Origin of the sequence: Neogemmobacter tilapiae, assembly GCF_014652215.1 — a bacterium.
GTDB lineage: Bacteria > Pseudomonadota > Alphaproteobacteria > Rhodobacterales > Rhodobacteraceae > Neogemmobacter > Neogemmobacter tilapiae.
The window spans coordinates 13591-33050 of sequence record NZ_BMYJ01000011.1; the positions used below are offsets into that span (position 1 = coordinate 13591).

Below are 19460 nucleotides of genomic sequence, written 5' to 3' on the forward strand. Positions count from 1 at the left end.
GCCAAGGGAAGCCCGAATGCATGATCCTCGCCTGCCTGTCACCGTCCTTTCCGGCTTTCTGGGGGCGGGAAAGACCACGCTTTTGAACCATGTGCTGAACAATCGGGATGGTCGCCGGGTGGCGGTGATCGTGAACGATATGAGCGAGGTGAACATCGATGCCGATCTGGTGCGAGAGGGGACAAGCCTTTCGCGTTCGGAGGAAAAGCTGGTCGAAATGACGAATGGCTGCATCTGCTGCACCCTGCGGGAGGATTTGCTGGAGCAGGTGCGGGGTTTGGCGGGGGAAGGGCGGTTTGACTATCTGCTGATCGAATCGACGGGGATTGCCGAGCCCTTGCCGGTGGCAGCGACCTTTGATTTCCGAGACGAAGACGGGGCGAGCCTGTCGGATGTGGCGCGGCTGGATACGATGGTGACGGTGGTGGATGCGATCAACCTGCTGCGGGATTTTTCGAGCCATGACTTTCTGGCCGACAGGGGCGAGGCGCTGGAGAATGATCAGCGAACCTTGGTCAATCTGCTGACGGAACAGATCGAGTTCGCGGATGTGGTGGTGCTGAACAAGATCGGCGATGCGGGGCCGGAGAAGGCGATGGCGGCGCGGCAGATCATCAAGGCGCTGAACCCCGAGGCGCGGTTGATTGAGACGGATCAGGCGCGGGTCAATGCGGGGGAGATTCTGGATACGGGGCTATTCGATTTTGACCGGGCGCATTTGAACCCGATGTGGGCAAAGGAATTGTATGGCTTTGCCGACCATGTGCCGGAAACCGAGGAATATGGGATTTCTTCGTTCGTCTATCGGGCGCGGCGGCCGTTTGATCCGGCAAAGGTCCACGCGCTTTTGAACGGGGATTTACCGGGGGTGATCCGGGCGAAGGGGCATTTCTGGCTGGCGACACGGCCAAACTGGGTGGCGGAATTTTCGCTGGCGGGGGCGGTGTCTTCGGTGACGCCCCTGGGCGGTTGGTGGGCGAGTGTGCCGCGCGAAAGATGGCCATCGCAGCCGGAAGCCTTGGCCGAAATGGCGGGGAAATGGGTGGAGCCTTGGGGCGACCGTCGGCAAGAGATTGTGTTCATCGGGGTGGGGATGGATCAGGCGGGGCTGATCGCGGCGCTGGATGCGGCGCTGTTGCCCGAGGCGGATTTTGTGCCGGGGCAGTGGGCCGATCTGGCAGACCCGTTCCCGTCATGGCGGCGGGTGGCATGAAGAACCTGCGCAGTTCCAAGGCCCGCTGGCGGCGCGTGGACCCGATGGCGGAGTTTGACCGGCTGCCGCCCGCATTGCGGCGTTGGCTGCATGAGGCGGCCTTGCCGTGGAGTGCGGGTTCGGCGCAACGGATCTGGGACAGGGCGCTGGGGGAAACCGGCTGCGAGGCGACGGCCTTGGCCCGATTGGCGCGGGCCGAAGCCGAGACTTTGCGGCGGGCCTAGCGGCCCTTTGCCCCCTGGCCCTGTGCCTTTTCGGCTTTAGGACCGGCTGCGCGCCATTTTCATCAATTGATCCGCCACGGCCCGCGCGATGGGTTGGCCCGTCTGTTCCTCGACAAACAACCACTGCCCCGCCGGGTTGATCTCTAGAAACCGGTATTCGCCCGTCACCTGATCCCGCCGGAAATCCAGCGCGCCATAGACCAGCCCCATCCGCCCCATCAGCGCCCTGATCGCATCCTGCAAGCCGGTCGGCAGATCAATCGCGCTGATCCGCACATCCTGATTCATCCGAAAATCATCGGCGTAGTTGCCTTGGCTCGCGTCAATCTCGGCGGCGAAAATGCGGTCGCCCACCACCGTCACCCGGATGTCCTGCCCCGCAATGCGTTCCTGCAAAATCGTCGGCGCATGGCGCAATTGGTCGATGTTCTGCATTTCCGCCGCCCCAAAGCGCCGCGTTTCCCGCCAATACCGCAGGCTCGCGGCAAAGGGTTTATAGATCACATCCCCCACCCGCGTGACAAAATCCCGCGCCTGATCGGGGCTGTTGGTCAACAGGGTTTCGGGCGGGGCCAGCCCCAGATCATTCGCCAAGGCCAGTTGCCAGCTTTTCCGGCTGCCTGCCAGATCCTGCACCGGCGGGTTCATCCATTGCGCCGGGATCGCCTGCCAGAGCCCGGCAAAGACCTCATCACATTCCGACCGCGCGAAATCGGCCGATTGCAGCCCCTGTTCAAACTGAAACGGCTGCGGCCTGCGCCACCAAGCGGCCCGCACCCGCCCCAGATCAATCCTTTGCCCGCCCGCCTGCCAGTGCAGGCCCGTGCCCTTGGGACCATAGGCCATGACCAATTGCGCCGCATGGGGAAATTGCGACAGGTCCAGAATTTCAAAGGCAATGCCGCCCGTCACCAGATGGCTGGCGACGGCGCGGGCATGGATATCATCGGGATGCGACAGGATCAGGATCATCGAAACCTCCACAACAAAGGCAGGCGGTGGCCAAGGGGACAGACCACCGCCCGCACGTCACGCCTCAGGCCCGGGAGAAATGGCCGGGGTCTTGCCCCGCCAAAGCCTGATATTGCGCGACAAGATGGTCCAGCACGGCCTGCGCGGCATCAATGCGGGAAACCAGTTCATTGAGCGGATCCATGGCCGGGGTCTGCCCCCCCACCATGTCGTCAAAGGTCCGCCAATCAGGGGCGTAATGCCCGGTGGACAGCACAAAGGGCTGTTCCCCCTGCCCCGGCAGCTCGGGCCGCCATTCGCGCGGGGGCCAGTCGATGCCTTCGGAAATTGGCGTGCCGCCCTGATCAATCCCCGGCGGGGTGCCGGGATTGTCTAGCACAATGGGGGTGCCGCCCCGGTCCAGCACAACAGGCGTGCCCGCCGTGTCGGCGATGATCGGTGTGCCCAGCTGATCGACCACCACCGGCGTGCCACCCTGATCCAGCACCACCCGCGTGCCCATCTGATCCAGCACGGGGCGCGTCTGCACCACATCCAGCGCAATGGGCGTGCGCGGATCGTCCAAGGCCACCACGGTCCGCGGATCATCCAGCGCCACCACGGTCCGCGGATCATCCAGCCAGGGGCGCGTCTGCACCAGATCGCGCACCGGCGTCGTGTCAAAGATCGGCGGCTTGATCGGCCGCATCATCCGGTCATAAGCCCCTTTCGCCCGCACGATGCCATGGCCCGAATGCACATCGAACCCAGCGGCCCCGATGTCCTTGCAGCTGGCAATCAGATCGGCCTTCATCTGCCCCGGCGTGCGCGCGGGTTTCGCTTGTTTCAGCAGCGCGCAAACCCCTGCGAGGATCGGCGTCGCCGCCGAGGTTCCGCTGTCGGGATCGAAATAGCCCCGGAAATGCGTGACCGAACAGAAATCCGGCTTGTTCGGCGACAGGGCCGCGGGCCCCCGGCTGGAATAGCCCACGAATTGTTCGTGGATATTCACGGCCCCCACCGTCATCACCTTTTCATGGCCATTCGCCCCCCAGATGGAACGCCCAGTGCCCACATCGGGCCCACAGCGCCCATCGGGGCAGGTGTCGCCGCAGTTGCCCGCCGCGAACAGGACGATGATCCCCAGATCCACCGCCTCGACCACTTTGCGCGTGAACGGATGGTTCGGGTCGCGGGCATAGCTGGCATCCCAGCTTTCCTGAAAAATCCCCCAGGAATTGGTCAGAACCTGCGGCGTGCCATTCACCCGGAACCGGTCAATCGCAAACTGAAACGCCTGCAACGCACGCGAGATGGTCGAGGGCGATCCCCCCGGCCCCGCAATCCGCAGGTCCAGAAGTTGCGCCTCGGGGGCCATGCCCAGAACATCGGTGGCGCACATATTGCCGTGGTTGCCCCAGCGGCCCGATTCCGTGCCCCAATCGGCCACCGGCCAGCCGCCGATGACCCGTGCGATACGGTCGGTGGTTTCGCCCGCTTTGACCGGGCGGCCTTGGGCGGTGATGCCGCTGTCCAAAACGCCGACCACCATACCTGCGCCACGGAATCCCGCCGCCCAGATCTGATCGACCCCCAGATAACGCGCCACATCGGCCATCGTGCCGCGCGACAGGTTCGGGTTGCAATCGCAGGTGCCAATCGGGCAGGCCGCCATCGCGCCGCTGTCTTCCAGCGCAGGCTTGGGCGACATCGCCCCATTGTCCGCTTTGGCAGGCTTTTTCGCAAAAGGCTCAATCGGCGTGTCTTTCCAGACGCGCAGAACCTTGGGGTCAGCCTCCAGCCGCCGCAGGTCTTCCTCATTCGCCACTGTCCCGCGCAGGATGAAACTGGCGGGTGCGCCCGACAGTCCCTCACCCCCGCCCGACATCGGCACCGGCGCGAATTCGGCGTCCAGTTCCAAGCCACCCGCGAGCCCCGCCGCCATGCCATGCCCCAGGCTGACCGACTGGCCGGGATCGGCCCGCATTTCCATCAGCACGCTGATCCGGCCCTTTGGATCGCGCGGCGCGTTTTCATATTTGTTCGCCATGGTCTCTCTCCTCTGCTGCCCGGATCGAATCAGCCATCCGATCCACAAAGGAGTTCTGACCCAAGCCGCGTGAGGTCAGCGTGAGGTGGTGTGTGAGGCAGGGCGTGAGGTGGGGATAGATCGTCTTGGGCGGAGAGGGCCGTGTCCGCCGCGGGGGGGAGCAACGACGTCTGCTCTCCTTGATTTATGGCGCAACCCCGAATGACGTCACGCTACTGACCAGCCGGGCGGAACAGAAAATTGGCTTCACCACACGAATTGCCGCCTAAAGCCCTGAACGGGTTACATCCAGCAGCCCCATCCGCCGCAGGGTCGTGACCGGATAGTCCGGGCTGGCCATCAGGTCGAGCGTAAAGTCCGGCTCCAACGCCCGCAGGCGCGACAGCGCATCGACTGTCCCCGCCTCATCCCCACGCCGATAGCGCAGGGCGGCCAGAAACCGCAAGGAGGGGCGGTTGTCTGGTGCATGGGCCAGCGCCGCCGCCGCCGATTCCTCGGCGTGATCCAACTGGCCCAGCCGCATCTGGCTGACCATCCGCCGCAAAAGCCAGGTCGCCTGCCCGATCAGCGCCATCGGCCCGGTGCCCGCCCTCAACGCCATCGCCAAAGCCTCGCGGTCGCGCCCGGCATCGGTCAGCGCCTGTGACAAAACATGCCGCGCCAGATCGCTGTCCGGGCACAGCCGCAGGGCCAGCCGGGACAGATCCAGCGCCCCCGCCACATCGCGTTTCCACGACCGCAGCAGCGCCGACAAGGACAGGACCGTCGCATCGCCGGGGGCCAAGGCCCGCGCCCGATGGAGGAACCCCTCGGCCTCGGCCAAACGCGCCTCGGGGTCATGCGTCTGCCGTTCCAAGATCAGCGTGTAGCGCAGATAGGCTCGCATCGACAGGCCCAGCGCCCCCTCGCCAATCTCGGGCGCGCGCTCCAGCCGCTCATCCGCCCGGATCAACCGCTGGCGGGTAAAGCTGAACAGGTCCGCCAGCGGAAAGATCGGCTGATCCGGTGCGGCAAAGCGCAAAGCCGCCTGCACGATGGCGTAGGTCAGCGTCGCCAAGGCCTGCCGCAGGGCAGGCCCCGAACCCTTGCGCGGCAGCGCATGGCGCTGCGTCATGATTTGCTGACCCGTTGCCAGATCGCGCAGCATCACCATGATGATCGCCTGATCGCCCGACCCCAGACAGATCGCATGCACCGACTGCCCCCGAGGCCGCCCCTGCAACATCGCGCCGGGGATCATATCCGACGGGATCAGTTCCGCCGCCTTGGCGCTGGCCTCATGCACCAGCATCGCCCCCAAAAGCCGCGCCTGATCATCCGCCCCTTCCGGCTCAAACACCGCCAGAACCGGCAGGCGAGGCGAGGGCGGCGCCGGACCCGCATCCTCCAGCGACAGGCGCAGATCGCGCAGCCAGTCGTCAAATTCGGGGTCCGCCACATCCAGCCCTTCGGCAAATTCCGCAGGCCGCCCCGCACTTGCACCCGGCGAAAGATCAACCTGCACCGCCCCCGAAAGCGCCAGCCAGCCCGGCCCGCTTTCCAGAACCCCCGCATGGCCCGCCAAGGCCAGTCGCAGATCGCGCAACAATTGCCGCAGCGCCGCCGCCCCCTGTTCACCGGGGCTTTCGCTGTAAAGCTTGTCCTGCAAGGCCACCCGCGCCATGCGCCGGCCCGGCGCCATCGCCAAAAGCACCAGCACCGCCCGCGCCTTGGCCCCGCGCGGGGTGATGTCTTGGTCCCCCCCAGCCATCAGGCGGATGGGGCCGATCAGGCGTAGAACAAGGCTCATCGACGATCCCGGATTATCGGCGGGTCCAAAGCTGTTAACATATGTGACAACGAATCAATCTATTTTGCCGTTTTCAGCAGGGATCATCGCGATGGCGCTGTCAAACGCCCACAACGCGCATAATGCGCACAACGCTCATAACGCGCACAACGCCCATAATGCACATAACGCGCACAATGCCCATGGGGGCGGGGCTTCGGGTGCTGCACTGGGCGTCGCTTTGCTGCAAGCGCGCGAAGGCATCGCCGATGGCGGGCCGATCGCGCCCCTTTTGCCCACCGCCCCAGCCCTGCCCGCCGCAGACAGGCTGAAACGGATCGAGCCGAATTTCGTCCTGTCCTCGCTGATCTTTGAATGCCAAGAGGTTCTGGCCGTCCAGTCCCAAGGCCCCGACAGCGCCAGCCTTTCGCTGCGCATCGGTGGCAGTCTGCACCCGCTGGCGCGCTTGGGTCGCCCCAGCCCACAGGATTTCGTAGATGAGGCGAAACTTGTTGCAGGCTACGCCGATCTGCGCGGCGAAAGATTGGCCGAGATTGACGCGCAATCCGCCACGCTTGACCCTTTCTTTGCCAGCGTCCTGCCCTTGGGTGGCCTTTGGACCCCCGCCATCGGCACCTTGGCGGCGCTGACGGGCGAACTGGCCACCGCCGCCGTCCAGCGGATCAAGCTGCATTTCGGCGCGGCCCGGCCGCATGTCCTGTCGGATCAAATCCAGCCGATGATCCCCTGCCCGGCCCATTCCAGCTATCCCTCGGGCCATGCCACGCAGGCCTTTGCCTTGGCCACCATGCTGGACCTTTTGACCCAAGGGCCGGGCCTCGATACCACCAACCCGCTTTACCGCATGGCCGCCCGCATCGCCGTCAACCGCACCGTGGCTGGGGTTCACTTTCCCGGCGACAGCGCCAGCGGCGCGGTTCTGGGCATCAGCCTAGGCCGCTGGATCGCCGCCCGCGCCAAAGGCGCACCGGTCCAAGGGCTGGGCTTCGAAGCCACCCGCTGGGGCGAAACCGCAGCGGGGGCCAGCCGCGATTTCCACCTGCCCCGCCTGCTGACGGTTCTGGGTGATGCCACCGCCATCACCGCCCTGCCCCCCCGCAACGTCAGCAAAGGCCCGCTGCTGGCCACCGTCTGGAAACGCGGGGCCGAGGAATGGGGCAAAAGATGGGGCTGACCTTCGTTCCCGCAGCATCGGGTGAAATGGACAGTCTGGGTGACGAAGGCTGGCCTTTGGCGCATTACCTGCTGCACCCACCCGGCCCACAACCCAGCCCCGTCTGGCAAATCAGCCGCCAGCCGCCCAGCGATGCCGACCCCGCCGACAGCCGCCGCGCGGCGCTGGAGGCGCTGATCATCGCGGCCTTCGGCCCATGATCGCACATGAATCCTTTGCGCTGTTCGATCAGGTGCTCCAGGCGCTGCCGCGTCTGGCCCCGCCGGATGCCCTGATCACGCCCCATCTGCCCCCCGCGCCGGAACAGGGCTTTCTCTCGCCCGGTGCGATGCCGCCTGACCCGGATCATTGCGCCATCATCGCGATGATCGACCACGCCATCCCCTTTGCCCATCGCCTGTTCCGTGCGCCGGATGGTCACAGCCGCATGGCAGCGATTTGGCTGCAAGACGCGCCCGCCTGCGACCGCCGCCCCGACATCGCCTTTGGGCAGGAGCTTCGTGGCCCGATGATCGATGCACTGGGCCGCGATGAGGATACCCTTTACCGCGCCCTTGGCCTGATGGACCCTGCAAGGGGCCACGGCCTTTTGCGTTCCGCCAGCCATGGGGCGGGCGTCGCGGCGCTGGCCGCTGGTTTTGCACCCGAAGACCCCCGTTCCCTGAACCATCCGCTGATCGCTGTTTCCCTGCCCGATTTCGGGGTGGCCGACACTTCGGGCAGTCTGTCGGCGCTGTTCATTCAGGCCGCCGTCGTCTTTGTCATCGCCCGTGCCCGCGCGCTGGCCCGCGACATGTCGCAAGCCGCAGGCCGCACCATCCGCCCGCCCTTGGTGGTGAACCTGTCCTTGGGCATCACCGCCGGGGGGCGGGATGGGTCATCGCTCATCTCGCGCCTGCAAAACGCCATTTCCCAATCCGCCGAGCCAGATCTTGGCCCCGTGCATTTCGTGCTGCCCACCGGCAATTCCCGGCAAGACCGGGGCCGCGCCGTGCTGGAACAGGGGCAGGATATCCTTTGGCACCTGCCGCCGGATGACCGCACGCCTTCGGCGCTGGAAATCTGGGGCATGGGGCCGGGCCTGCCCGTGACGCTGACCCAGCCCGATGGCCAAAGCCTAGCCGTTGACCTGCCCGCGGGTGGTGGCATGGGCCGGATCAAGGATGATCAGGGCCGCGAACTCGCGCGCCTGACGCTGCAAAACCGCGCCATGGGGCGCCTTGCCCCCCGGCCCTGCCTGACGCTGATCCTGCCCCCCACCCTGCCCGACGCGCCCGGCCAGACCAGTGCCCCGCCGGGGCCATGGCGGATCGCCCCCACCGGGCCGGGGCCGTTTGAACTGATCGTCTTGCGCGATGACAGCCTGTCCGGCTTTGGCCCAAGGGGCCGCCAGTCGCGGCTGATTGACCCCGCCTATGCTGCCCGGCAGGACGATGGCCATTGGCCGGGTGACGATAGCACCAACCCCGCCAAAATTCGCCGCAACGGCACCTCCAGCAGTTATGTTGGGGGTCCGCACCAGATCCGCGTCGGGGCCACATTGGCCGACGCCAGCCTTGCGCCCTATACCGGCCTTTTGGAGGACGGAATGGCCGGCGATGTCACCGCCCCCGCCGATGCCGCCCTTTCGGTGCGCGGCCTGATCCTGCCCGGCATGCGCGCCGGGGTGCGCCAAAGACTGTCGGGCACCAGCCTGTCGGCGCCGCAAGTCACGCGCTGGCTGGCGGGCGAATTGGCTCAAGGCCGCCCCCTGCCCGACCGTGCTGCCATTGTCGCCGCTGTGGGGCCGGGCGATTGCCCTGACTTGGGCCGACCGGCCGATTTGCCTTGGCGATGTGGCTTGTAACAGCCGGGCCTATTCCGCCGCTTTCGGCGCGATCAGGCTGACCTGCTCCACCTCTTCAAAGTCGAAATTGTCCAACCGCGCCGCGCGTTTGCCCGCCCGTTCCGCTGCCGTTCCGATCCCGTCCAGATCGGCCTTGGCCTGATTGAAATGGGTGTTCAGCTTGTCCACCCGTTCCACCACCAGCTCCACATCGCGGTGCAGCATCCGCAGGGTCGCCCGGATCGCCCCCGCCTGTTCCCGCATCCGCGCATCCTTCAGCACCGCCCGCATCGTGTGCAGCGTCGCCATGCAGGTCGTTGGCGACACGATCCAGACCTTGGCCGCGAAACCCTCGCGCACCAGTTCCGGGAAATTCGCGTGCAGTTCCGCGTAAACCGCTTCGGACGGCAGGAACATCAACGCCCCATCCGCCGTTTCGCCTTCAAGGATATACTTGTCGGCAATCGCCTTGATATGCCCCTTCACCGCCACCCGCATTGCCGCCGCCGCCTCGCGCAGCGCGCCTTCGGTTTTCGCCACCCGCAGCGCCTCGTACGCTTCCAGCGGGAATTTCGCGTCGATGACGATGGGGCCGGGTGGGTTTGGCAGATGGATCAGGCAATCCGCCCGTTTCCCATTCGAAAGCGTCGCTTGCATGGCATAGGCATCGCTGGGCAAAGCCTTTTGCACGATGTCATGCAGTTGGATTTCCCCAAAGGCCCCGCGCGTCTGCTTGTTCGAAAGGATGTCCTGCAAGGACAACACATTCCCCGAAAGCTTTTCAATATTCGCCTGCGCCTTGTCGATGGTTTCCAGCCGCTGCTGCAAATCGCCCAAACTGCGCGCCGTGCGGACCGAGGTGCTTTGCAGGTTTTCCGTCATCGCCGCCTGAACCTCGGCCAAACGCCGCTCCATCAGTTGCAGCATGGCACTTTGGCTGTGGGCCTGCGCCTCGCCCACATGGTTCAGCCCCCCCGCCAACCGTTCCTGCCCATCCGCCAGCGCCTGAACCCGCCAAGCGAGTTGCCCCATCTGCTGCGTCAACGGCTCCGTCGCCGTCGCCGAACGCCCCGCCGCCCGCAGGATCAGCACCAGAAACAGCAGCACCAGCGCCGAGGCCCCGGCAATGGCCAAGGTCAGGGGATCATCCCAACGAAAGGCATAGGGACCAATCTGGATCATCGCCGCCCGAACAGCCGTTCAATGTCGGCCAGTTTCAGTTCAACATAGGTCGGCCGCCCGTGGTTGCACTGGCCCGATAGGGGCGTCGCCTCCATCTCGCGCAAAAGCGCGTTCATCTCGTCCCCCCGCATCTGCCGCCCGGAACGGATCGACCCATGGCAGGACATCCGGCTGAGAACCGCATCCATTTTCGCCTGCACCCGCTGGCTTTGCCCAAGGTCGGCCAGATCGTCCAGAATATCGCGGATCAGCGCCTGCGCATTGACCTGTCCCAGAATGGCCGGGGTTTCCTGCACGGCGACCGCCGATCCCCCGAACGCCTCGATCACCAGCCCCACGCGGGCCAGATCGGGGGCCGCTTCCAGCAGACGGGCGCAATCGTCGGGCGACAGGTCGATGATTTCCGGGATCAGCAGCGCCTGACGGGCGATGCCCGCCCCATCCCGCTGCGCCTTCAGACGTTCATAAACCAGCCGTTCGTGGGCGGCATGCTGATCGACGATCACAAAGCCATCCGCCGTTTGCGCGATGATGTAATTCTCGTGCAACTGCGCCCGCGCTGCGCCCAGATAACCCGCTGCCGTTTCAACAGGCGCTTCAATCCGCGCGGCGGGCGCTTCGGCAAAGCCCATGGGCGCTTGCCATTCCTGCACGCGGGCGAATGTCGGCTGACTGGGCCAATTTTGACTGGGTCGGTCCATCTGATAGACGCGCGGCCCTACAGGCTCCGCCCGCATCTGAGCCAAGGTTTCCGCCCCCACCGTGCTGGACGCCCGATGCCCCGCCCCGGCCAAAGCATGGCGCAACGCCGTCACGATCAGCCCCCGCACCGCCCCCGGTTCACGGAACCGCACCTCGGATTTCGCGGGATGCACGTTCACATCCACCCGCGTCGGATCAACGGTCACAAACAACACCGCCGCCGGATGCCGATCACGCGACAGCACATCCATATAGGCCGCCCGCAAGGCCCCGATCAGCTGCTTGTCCTGCACCGGCCGCCCGTTCACGAACAGATATTGCGCGACGGACGTCCCCCGCGAATAGGTCGGCAGGCCCGCATAACCCGTCAGCCGCACCCCATCATGTTCCGCGTCAATCGCCACCGCATTGTCGGCGAAATCCGCCCCGATGACCCGCGCCACCCGGCCCCGCAGCGCATCGAACAGATCGCCCTGCTCCGCCTCGGCCCGGAAAATCACCCGCTCGTCGCCACCCGACACATCGCGCAGGGTAAAGCCCACGCCGGGTTCCGCCAAAGCCAGCCGCCGCACCACCTCGGCCATCGCCTGCGCCTCGGCCCGGTCGGACCGCATGAATTTCAACCGCGCGGGCGTGGCATGGAACAGATCGCGCAGTTCCACGACCGTGCCCCCCGACAGGCCCACGGGCCGCACCGGGCCAACCCGCCCGCCATCCACCGTGATCGCGGCCGCATCCTGCCCCGCCACACGGCTTTGGATCGTCAGCCGACCCACCGCCCCCAGCGAAGGCAGCGCCTCGCCCCGGAAACCAAAGGAGTGGATGTTCAGCAAATCCGACCCGTCGATCTTGCTGGTCGCGTGCCGCGTCACCGCAAGGGGCAAGTCATCCCCCGTCATCCCGCAGCCATCGTCCGTCACCCGGATCAGAACCTTGCCACCCTCGGCATAGTCCACCGTCACCCGCCGCGCCCCCGCGTCCAGCGCGTTTTCCACCAACTCTTTCACGGCAGAGGCAGGCCGTTCCACCACCTCACCCGCCGCAATGCGGTTGATCGCCGCCTCGTCCAACTGGCGAATAACGGGCCGTTCGGCAGAGATATGGGGGCTGGGCGCGTTCATGCCCCTATCCATAGCATAGCCGCGCAGATTCGGGAAAGGTCAGTTCAACCCTTCCGGCTGACCCACCACCACGAAATGCAGATCATCCGGATGCAAAATCCGCGCCGCCACCCGCGCCATATCGGCCAAGGTCACCGCCTCGATCTTGGCGTTCCGCGTGCTGGCATAGTCGATCGGCAGATCTTCCATCTGCATCCCCACCAGAATATTCGCAATCGCCGCGTTGCTGTCAAACCGCAGCGGATAGCTGCCCGTCAGATAGGTTTTCGCATCGGCCAATTCCGCCTCGGTGACCCCATCCTTGGCCAACCGCGCCCATTCCGAACGCAGCAGATCAATCACCTGCCCCACCTTGGAATTCTCGGTCGAAAGGCTGCCGAGATACAGTTCCGCATGGTCCAAGGGCACCAACGCTGTGCCCACCCCATAGGTCAGCCCCCGCTTTTCCCGCACTTCCGTCATCAGACGCGACCCGAAGCGCCCGCCACCCAGAATTTCGTTCAGCAGATAGGCGGCAAAGAAATCCGGATCATCGCGCCGGATGCCCTGATGCCCGAACTGAATCACCGATTGCGGCGACGGATAATCCACCACCGTCACCCCGCCCTTCAGCGCATATTCCGCCCGCGCGGGCAAAGGCGCCCCCGTTGCAGGCAGGCCCGCCAGAACCTTGTCGATCAGCGCGCCCAATTCTTCGGGCGAAATATCCCCCACGGCGGCCACATAAACCCGGTCCTGCGCTAGGGCCGCTTTCCACGCCGCCACCACATCGTCGCGCGTCAGAGCGTTGACCGATTCCACCGTCCCATCACCGCTGGTCGCATAGGGATGGCTGCCAAAGGCATCGGCATCAAAGCGGTGCGCCGCAATCGTGCCGGGGTCTTTCGCATCCGCCGCAAGGCCGGTCAGCACCTGCCCCCGCACCCGATCCACCGCATCCTGATCAAAGCGCGGCTGGGTCAGCGCCAGATTCAAAAGGTCCACCACCTGATCGCGGTTTTCCGTCAGCGCCCGCATCGACACGCCAATCGCATCCCCATAGGGCCGGAATTCCAGACTGGCCGCCAACCCATCCCGCGCATTGGCAAAGCCCTGTGCATCCAGATCGCCCGCGCCTTCCTCGATCAACCCGGTCATCAGATTGACCGCCCCCCGTTTCGCCGGATCATCCAGCGAGGTGCCGCCGCGAAAGCGAATCTCTAGCGACATGAAGGGGTTCGTATGATCCTCCACCAGCCAGGCCTTGATGCCGCTGGGTGAGGTCACGTCCTGAATGGCAATTTCCGCCCGCAGCGGCAGGGCCAGCAGCATCAGCGCCGCAAAGACACGCAACATCATTCGGCATTCTCCTCGGGCAGGGCCATGGCTGTCACAGATTGCTTACGGTCCAACAGCAGCGCCGCCGCCTGCACATCAGCGGGCGTCACCTCTTGCAGCACCTGAGGCCAGACCTTGATATCCTCCAGCGTCAGGCCAATCGTCAGCGCCTCGCCATACATCCGCGCCAGACCATCGCTGTTGTCCCGCGCAAAGATTTCACCGGCCCGCAGCTGCGTCTTGATCCGTTCAAACGCCTCAGGGTCCACACCCTTTTCCGCGATGTCCGCCAGCAAGGCATCCAGCCGCGCCTCAACCACGGCCAGTTCCACACCGGGGGCCGGATACAAGGCCACGCCAAAGGTGCCGTAATCCATCTCGGTCCCGCCATACCAGGCGCTTGTCCAGATCGCCTTGGGCTGCGCGCCGAACTGCATATCCCGCGCCAGAATCGAGGTCGTCGGGTTCCCCCCCAGCAATTCCGCCAGATACAGCAGCGCCGCCGCTTGTTTCTGATCGCCCGACTTTCGCGCCGGAACCAGATATTGCCGCGTCAACGACTGTTCCGAAATCCGGCTGTCCGACAGCGTCAGCCGCCGCTCCGCCATCTGCGGCGGTTCTTTCACCCGCACCCGCGCCGGGATCGCCGGGTTCGGCTCCAGCGGTCCGTAATATTGTTCGGCCAAAGCTTTCACCTGATCCGGCGTCACATCGCCCGCAATCACCAGCGTCGCATTGTTCGGCGCATAATGCAGCTTGTACCAGTCCAAAGCATCCGCTTGGCTTAGACCTTCCATCTCATGCCGCCAGCCGATGATCGGAATGCCATAGCGGTGGTTCTGAAACAGCGCCGCCCGCACCTGTTCCTGCAACACGGCCCCCGGATCGCTGTCGATCCGCTGGCTCCGTTCCTCTAGAATCACCTGCCGTTCGGTCAGAACCTCTTCTTCCAGCAGTTGCAGGCCCGTCATCCGATTGGCCTCCATCATCATCATCTGATCCAGCCGATCCGCTGCAACCCTTTGGAAATAGGCGGTGTAGTCCCAGCTGGTAAAGGCATTGTCATCCCCCCCCTGCCGTTCCACCGTCTCGGAAAACTCGCCCGAGGCCAGCTTGTCCGTGCCCTTGAACATCAGATGTTCCAGAAAATGCGCGATCCCTGACTTTCCGGCCTTTTCATCCGCCGAACCCGCCCGGTACCAGATCATCTGCGTCACCACCGGCGCGCGGTGATCTTCGATCACCACCACCTGCAGCCCGTTCTTCAGCGTAAAGGCCGTCACATCCTCGGCCCGCAGGGGCAGCGAAAGCAGGGCCATGAACAGGCCAGTCAAAAGGGCGCGCATCAAATTCTCCGCCAAGGTTTCGGGGAAGCTACCGCAAGGCGGGCAGGGGTCAAGCCGGGGTGACGCGAAGGTGATGCCGCGTCACTGTTCCTTTTCAGGCGGCGCCGAGGGGTTGCCCGCGCCCACCGCACGCCAGCGTTCCAGCTCGGCATGTTGATCCAGCGACTCGTCGGCATAGGCGCGGAAATAGACGTTCACGTTGAACAGCCGCTCCAGAATCCGTCCCTGATTGTCTGTGCGGAAGGCCAGATCTTCGGTCGCCAGAATCCCCCGGATATTGCCCGTCACGCCATAGCGGCTGGCATAGGCCAAAAGCCCCGCATCCCCCGGCCCGGCATTCGGATTGCCGCCCAGCGCAATGATCGCATCCTCGTTCGGCGTGGCGTCACTTAGATTGGCACCACCCGGTGTGGGCGTTGGCAAGGCCGCCAGATCGGTCGGCAATTGCAACGGTTTCGGCGGCACGATGGAAAATTCATCCGGTCCGTTCGAGGCGGAACGGACGTTCATCAGCCGGGGTTCGCCCCCATTGGAGCAGGCCGAAAGCGCCATCAGCGCCCCGGTGGCCCAAAGACCGATTCCCCGTTTCAAAGCCATCATGTGAACCTTCGTCCTTCCCGTCCGCCTCTTCCTAGCCGAAAGCCCAGCCCGCGTCACGATGTCTTGTTGCGTGATTTCGGGGCTTTGGGGTCGGGTTTTCCGCCTGTGAACAGCACCAAGCCCACCGCGCCCACAAAGATGGTGATGTCGGCGACATTGAACGAAAACGGATTCTCGATGCCGCAGCAGGCCATGTTCAGAAAATCGGCCACCGCCCCATAGATGATCCGGTCGATCACATTGCCAATCGCCCCGCCAATCAGCAGCCCCGCCGAAAACCGGCCCAGCCGCCCCGGCTTTTCCCGCGCGATCCACCACCAGACCCAGGCCGAAATGATCAGCGCCACGCTGATCAAGACCCAGCGCATGAGGTCGGTTTGCCCCGCGAAAAGGCCAAAGTTGATGCCGGGGTTCCAAGCCATGCGAAAGGTCAGGAACGGATGCCAGACCTCGATCACGCCGCGATTGATCAGGTCCAACCCCTGAACCACGGCCCATTTGCTGATCTGATCCAGCAAAAGCGTGACAAGCGCAGTCAGGGCCACAAGGCGCATCGGTTTCTCCTCAGGTGCCCCTTGCTTGTGCCCAAAGCCAAAGGCGCAAGCAAGCCAGTGCTGCGCCCTTGGCGGATCAGTGCCGGAAATGCCGCTGGCCGGTGAACACCATCGCCAGCCCCGCCGCATCGGCTGCGGCGATCACATCCTCGTCCCGCATCGCCCCGCCCGGCTGGATGATCGCCGTCGCCCCCGCCTCGGCCGCCGCAATCAGCCCATCGGCAAAGGGAAAGAACGCATCCGAGGCCACCACGGAACCAATCGTCGGCACCTGCGCCAATCCCAATTCCTCGGCCATGTCCTGCGCCTTGCGCGCCGCTGTCCGCGTGCTGTCGATCCGGCTCATCTGACCGGCCCCGATCCCCACCGTCGCGCCGTCCTTGGCATAGACAATCGCGTTCGATTTCACATGCTTTGCCACCGTCCAAGCAAACAGCAGGTCTTCCAGCTCTTGCGCGGTCGGGGCCCGTTTCGTCACGACCTTCAGATCACCCCGTGACACATGGCCCACATCGCGGTCCTGCACCAGAAAGCCCCCCGCCACCTGCCGGAAAGACAGCCCCCCAACCCGTGGGTCAGGCAAACCATCCGTCGTCAGCAGCCGCAGGTTCTTTTTCGCAGCAAAGACGGCTTTCGCATCCTCATTCGCCCCCGGCGCAATCACCACTTCGGTAAAAATCCCCGAAATCGCCTCGGCGGTCGGCCCGTCCAAGGGCATGTTCAGCGCAATGATCCCGCCAAAGGCCGAGGTCCGGTCGCAGTCAAACGCCCGCCCATAAGCCTCGGCCAGCGTCGCCCCGCGGCCCACCCCACAGGGATTCGCATGTTTGATAATCGCGCAAGCCGGGCCTTCGCTCGCCGCAAATTCGGCCACCAGTTCATAGGCGGCATCCGTGTCGTTGATGTTGTTCCAGGACAATTCCTTGCCCTGCCATTGCTTGGCCGTGGCCACGCCCTGACGCCCCGAGCCATCCGTATAGAACGCCGCCTTCTGATGCGGGTTTTCCCCGTAACGCAGCGTCTGCGCGATCTTGCCCGCAAAGGCCCGCCGACGCGGTGCATTCTGCTGCAAGGCCCCCGCCATCCAAGCCGACACGCTGGCATCATAGGCCGCCGTCCGGCTGTAAGCCGTCAGCGCCAAACGCTGACGGAAGGCCAAGGTCGTGCTGCCGTCCAGCCCGGCCAATTCGTCCATCAGGGGCTGATAATCACAGGGGTCCGTCACCACCGCCACAAAAGCATGGTTCTTCGCCGCCGCCCGGATCATCGCAGGCCCACCGATGTCGATGTTCTCGATGCAATCCGCCGTGCTGCCGCCCCGCGCCACCGTCGCCTCGAACGGATAAAGGTTCACCACCAGCAGGTCGATGGGTTCAATCCCATGCGCCGCCATCGCCACCAGATGTTCGTCATCATCCCGCAGCGCCAGCAATCCGCCATGCACATTCGGATGCAGCGTCTTGACCCGCCCATCCATCATTTCCGGGAAACCCGTCAGCTCCGACACATCCCGCACCGCCAGCCCCGCCGCCCGCAGCGCCTGCGCTGTGCCGCCGGTGGACACCAGTTCCACCCCCCGCCCGGCCAAAGCCCGCGCCAGATCCAGAAGCCCCGTCTTGTCAGATACGGACAAAAGCGCCCGTCCCACATGCACCTTCGTTTCCGGCATTGCGTCCCCCTTTGCCGTGACCGCCGGACGCTTAGTCCGACTCGGTATCGCGAATCGCCTGCGGAGTATCCTGTGACTTGGCCAAGGTCCAGACGATGCGCGTCTCTGTCCCCCGCACAAAGCCTTCAAGCACAATTTGCAGGCAGGGTTGGGGCGCATTCTGCCCCGGTTCCAGCAAAGCCGAAGGCGCAAGCCGCGCCACCTGCCCGCTGTCGCAGCGCAAAAGCCAGATCTCGCCCGACCGCAATTGCATCACCACCGAACCGTCGGCCGGTTCGATCACCGCCGCCACATCGGGATGCAGATGGAAATGCAGCGCAAAGGGAATGCCCTTGGCATCATGCCGGATCAGCGCCGCATCCAGCCGCTTGCGGTCCGCTGGCGTCAGCGCCGTCAACTCATCCTGCCCCGACAGGCTCCGCCCGTCGCTGGACAGCACCAGTTCCCGGCTGTGCATCAGCCCATGGCTGCGCGCCCATCCATCCTGCGCCATATGGATGCCGTTGCCCTGCGCATAATGCAGCGGACGCGCCAGCGTCACCTGCGCGCGGTGCGACAACACCTCACCCGCGCCAAAACGCGACGAGGACATCCCGTCCAGCACCAGCGCGGAATGCGAGGCCGTGGCCCGCCCCACCTTGTGCCAATCCCCCCCAAAAGCCGCGCCCGACCCCGTGGAAATGATCAGCGGACGCCTGGCCGAGGTCAGTTCAAATCCAAGGGTCGAGGCATGGGCGACATTGCGGTGTGCGCCGCCGGGGGGCGTCGCCGCATCGGCGATGACCGTCGTCCGCCCGCCTTGCAGCCGCGCATAGCCCATCACCAACTTGCCCACTGGCGCGGGTTTCACGCCCGAGGCTGCCAGCGCCGCATCCAGCCAGCCCTCTGCCCCCCGGTCCCCACCATGAAAGCGCGCCAGCCCACCATCGGCATGGCGCAGCGCACGCAACGTGGGGGCAATCCGTTGCAGCGCCGCCAGATGGGCCGCATCCACCGCCTGTTCCGCATCGGTCAGCGCCTGTGCCGCCCAAGTCAGCAGCGCAAAGATTTCCAGCAGTTCTTCGGGGTTCCGGCTTGCCAGCCCACCCTGCGCATCAATCACTTCCGCCGCCTGCTGGCCCAGCGTCTGCGCCGCTTTCTGCATATCCGCCGGTTCCGGCAGACCCGACAGCGAAAGCCCCGCCTGCAACAGCCCCGTCAGCGCCTCGATCCGGGGCAGGCCCGCCGGGGCCTTGGCCCAGCGGCTTTGCAAAAACGCCGTCTGCGCCGACAGCGTGCCCAGAAACGCCTCGACCGCCACCGGATCCTGCCCCTGCAACAGAAAGGCCGAATGGTTGATCAGCCGCGTCAGCCGCCGCCCGGTCAGTTCCGGCAGCCAGCCGGGCCCCTTGCCCCGCCCATAGGCCGCGATCCAATCCCAGACCCAGCCCTGCGCCCTGATCCGCGCCATGCTGTCGCCCACCGCCGCCAGATCATCCAGCCAGCCAAAGCCCTGCATCGCCTGTTGAAACGCCAGATCCGGGGCCGCAATCTCCCAAAAGGCGGTCCCCGGCGCCGTAACCAACTGCCCGCCAAAGCGGAAATTCCCCGCCAAAAGCTGCCGCCCCCGCCCCACATGCCCAATCGTGCGCGGCTCGGGCGGGCTGACGAAACCCGTCACCGCCCGCGCCCGTCCGGCCCGCCAAGCGGCCATCCGATGGCCCAGCCTGACCGTGATACTGGGAACGCCTTCTGCCAAGTTCA

General features: G+C 65.2%; 16 protein-coding genes. 5 read left to right on the forward strand and 11 right to left on the reverse strand.

Annotated elements, in window-relative coordinates:
* Positions 1-16 precede the first annotated feature (16 nt).
* Positions 17-1213: a GTP-binding protein gene (locus IE095_RS15480; protein WP_189412706.1), complete on the forward strand. Its 1197-nt coding sequence runs from the start codon at positions 17-19 to the stop codon at positions 1211-1213.
* The gene (locus IE095_RS15485; RefSeq protein ID WP_189412708.1) at positions 1210-1437 is read left to right on the forward strand and encodes a DUF6525 family protein; all 228 of its coding nucleotides are present in this window, start codon (positions 1210-1212) and stop codon (positions 1435-1437) included. Before IE095_RS15480 ends, IE095_RS15485 begins: the two co-directional genes overlap by 4 nt.
* A 36-nt stretch (positions 1438-1473) precedes the next feature.
* On the opposite strand, the gene IE095_RS15490 is transcribed toward IE095_RS15485, so the two are convergent.
* The 3 genes from IE095_RS15490 to IE095_RS15500 all read right to left on the reverse strand — a co-directional run bounded on the left by IE095_RS15490 (position 1474) and on the right by IE095_RS15500 (position 6227).
* Positions 1474-2409 (reverse strand): MvdC/MvdD family ATP grasp protein, encoded by a 936-nt coding sequence (locus tag IE095_RS15490; protein ID WP_189412711.1) that lies wholly within the window; start codon positions 2407-2409, stop codon positions 1474-1476.
* A gap of 64 nt (positions 2410-2473) precedes the next feature.
* Entirely contained in the window at positions 2474-4438 is a 1965-nt protein-coding gene (locus IE095_RS15495) for a S8 family peptidase (protein ID WP_189412713.1), read from the reverse strand.
* Positions 4439-4703: 265 nt separating this feature from the next.
* Positions 4704-6227, reverse strand: a complete 1524-nt coding sequence (locus IE095_RS15500; protein WP_189412715.1) for an SARP family transcriptional regulator — start codon at positions 6225-6227, stop codon at positions 4704-4706.
* A 91-nt stretch (positions 6228-6318) separates the two neighbouring features.
* Here IE095_RS15500 and IE095_RS15505 point away from each other — a divergent pair, with 91 nt between their 5' ends.
* Genes IE095_RS15505 through IE095_RS15515 form a run of 3 tightly spaced genes read left to right on the forward strand, consistent with a single transcriptional unit; the run spans position 6319 to position 9247 of the window.
* Positions 6319-7401, forward strand: a complete 1083-nt coding sequence (locus IE095_RS15505) for a phosphatase PAP2 family protein (protein ID WP_189412717.1) — start codon at positions 6319-6321, stop codon at positions 7399-7401.
* Positions 7392-7601, forward strand: a complete 210-nt coding sequence (locus tag IE095_RS15510; RefSeq protein WP_189412719.1) for a hypothetical protein — start codon at positions 7392-7394, stop codon at positions 7599-7601. The genes IE095_RS15505 and IE095_RS15510 overlap by 10 nt, the downstream gene beginning before the upstream one ends.
* Positions 7598-9247, forward strand: a complete 1650-nt coding sequence (locus IE095_RS15515; protein WP_189412721.1) for a S8/S53 family peptidase — start codon at positions 7598-7600, stop codon at positions 9245-9247. Before IE095_RS15510 ends, IE095_RS15515 begins: the two co-directional genes overlap by 4 nt.
* 9 nt (positions 9248-9256) lie before the next feature.
* Here the strand turns inward: IE095_RS15515 and IE095_RS15520 are convergent, their stop codons facing one another.
* The 8 genes from IE095_RS15520 to IE095_RS15555 all read right to left on the reverse strand — a co-directional run bounded on the left by IE095_RS15520 (position 9257) and on the right by IE095_RS15555 (position 19455).
* Positions 9257-10408: a DNA recombination protein RmuC gene (locus IE095_RS15520; protein WP_189412723.1), complete on the reverse strand. Its 1152-nt coding sequence runs from the start codon at positions 10406-10408 to the stop codon at positions 9257-9259.
* Positions 10405-12231, reverse strand: a complete 1827-nt coding sequence (gene mutL / locus IE095_RS15525) for a DNA mismatch repair endonuclease MutL (protein WP_189412725.1) — start codon at positions 12229-12231, stop codon at positions 10405-10407. Before mutL ends, IE095_RS15520 begins: the two co-directional genes overlap by 4 nt.
* Positions 12232-12270: 39 nt before the next feature.
* Complete coding sequence (locus IE095_RS15530) at positions 12271-13569, reverse strand: M16 family metallopeptidase (RefSeq protein WP_189412727.1); 1299 nt, start codon at positions 13567-13569, stop codon at positions 12271-12273.
* Positions 13566-14894, reverse strand: a complete 1329-nt coding sequence (locus IE095_RS15535; RefSeq protein ID WP_189412729.1) for a M16 family metallopeptidase — start codon at positions 14892-14894, stop codon at positions 13566-13568. The genes IE095_RS15530 and IE095_RS15535 overlap by 4 nt, the downstream gene beginning before the upstream one ends.
* 81 nt (positions 14895-14975) lie before the next feature.
* On the reverse strand, positions 14976-15491 hold the full coding sequence (locus IE095_RS15540; RefSeq protein ID WP_189412730.1) for a DUF3035 domain-containing protein: 516 nt from the start codon (positions 15489-15491) through the stop codon (positions 14976-14978).
* Positions 15492-15547: 56 nt separating this feature from the next.
* Positions 15548-16048, reverse strand: a complete 501-nt coding sequence (lspA, locus tag IE095_RS15545) for a signal peptidase II (RefSeq protein ID WP_189412731.1) — start codon at positions 16046-16048, stop codon at positions 15548-15550.
* Positions 16049-16124: 76 nt separating this feature from the next.
* Positions 16125-17717 (reverse strand): bifunctional phosphoribosylaminoimidazolecarboxamide formyltransferase/IMP cyclohydrolase, encoded by a 1593-nt coding sequence (gene purH, locus IE095_RS15550; RefSeq protein ID WP_189412732.1) that lies wholly within the window; start codon positions 17715-17717, stop codon positions 16125-16127.
* 31 nt (positions 17718-17748) lie between these two features.
* Complete coding sequence (locus IE095_RS15555) at positions 17749-19455, reverse strand: heparinase II/III family protein (RefSeq protein ID WP_308428908.1); 1707 nt, start codon at positions 19453-19455, stop codon at positions 17749-17751.
* Positions 19456-19460 lie beyond the last annotated feature (5 nt).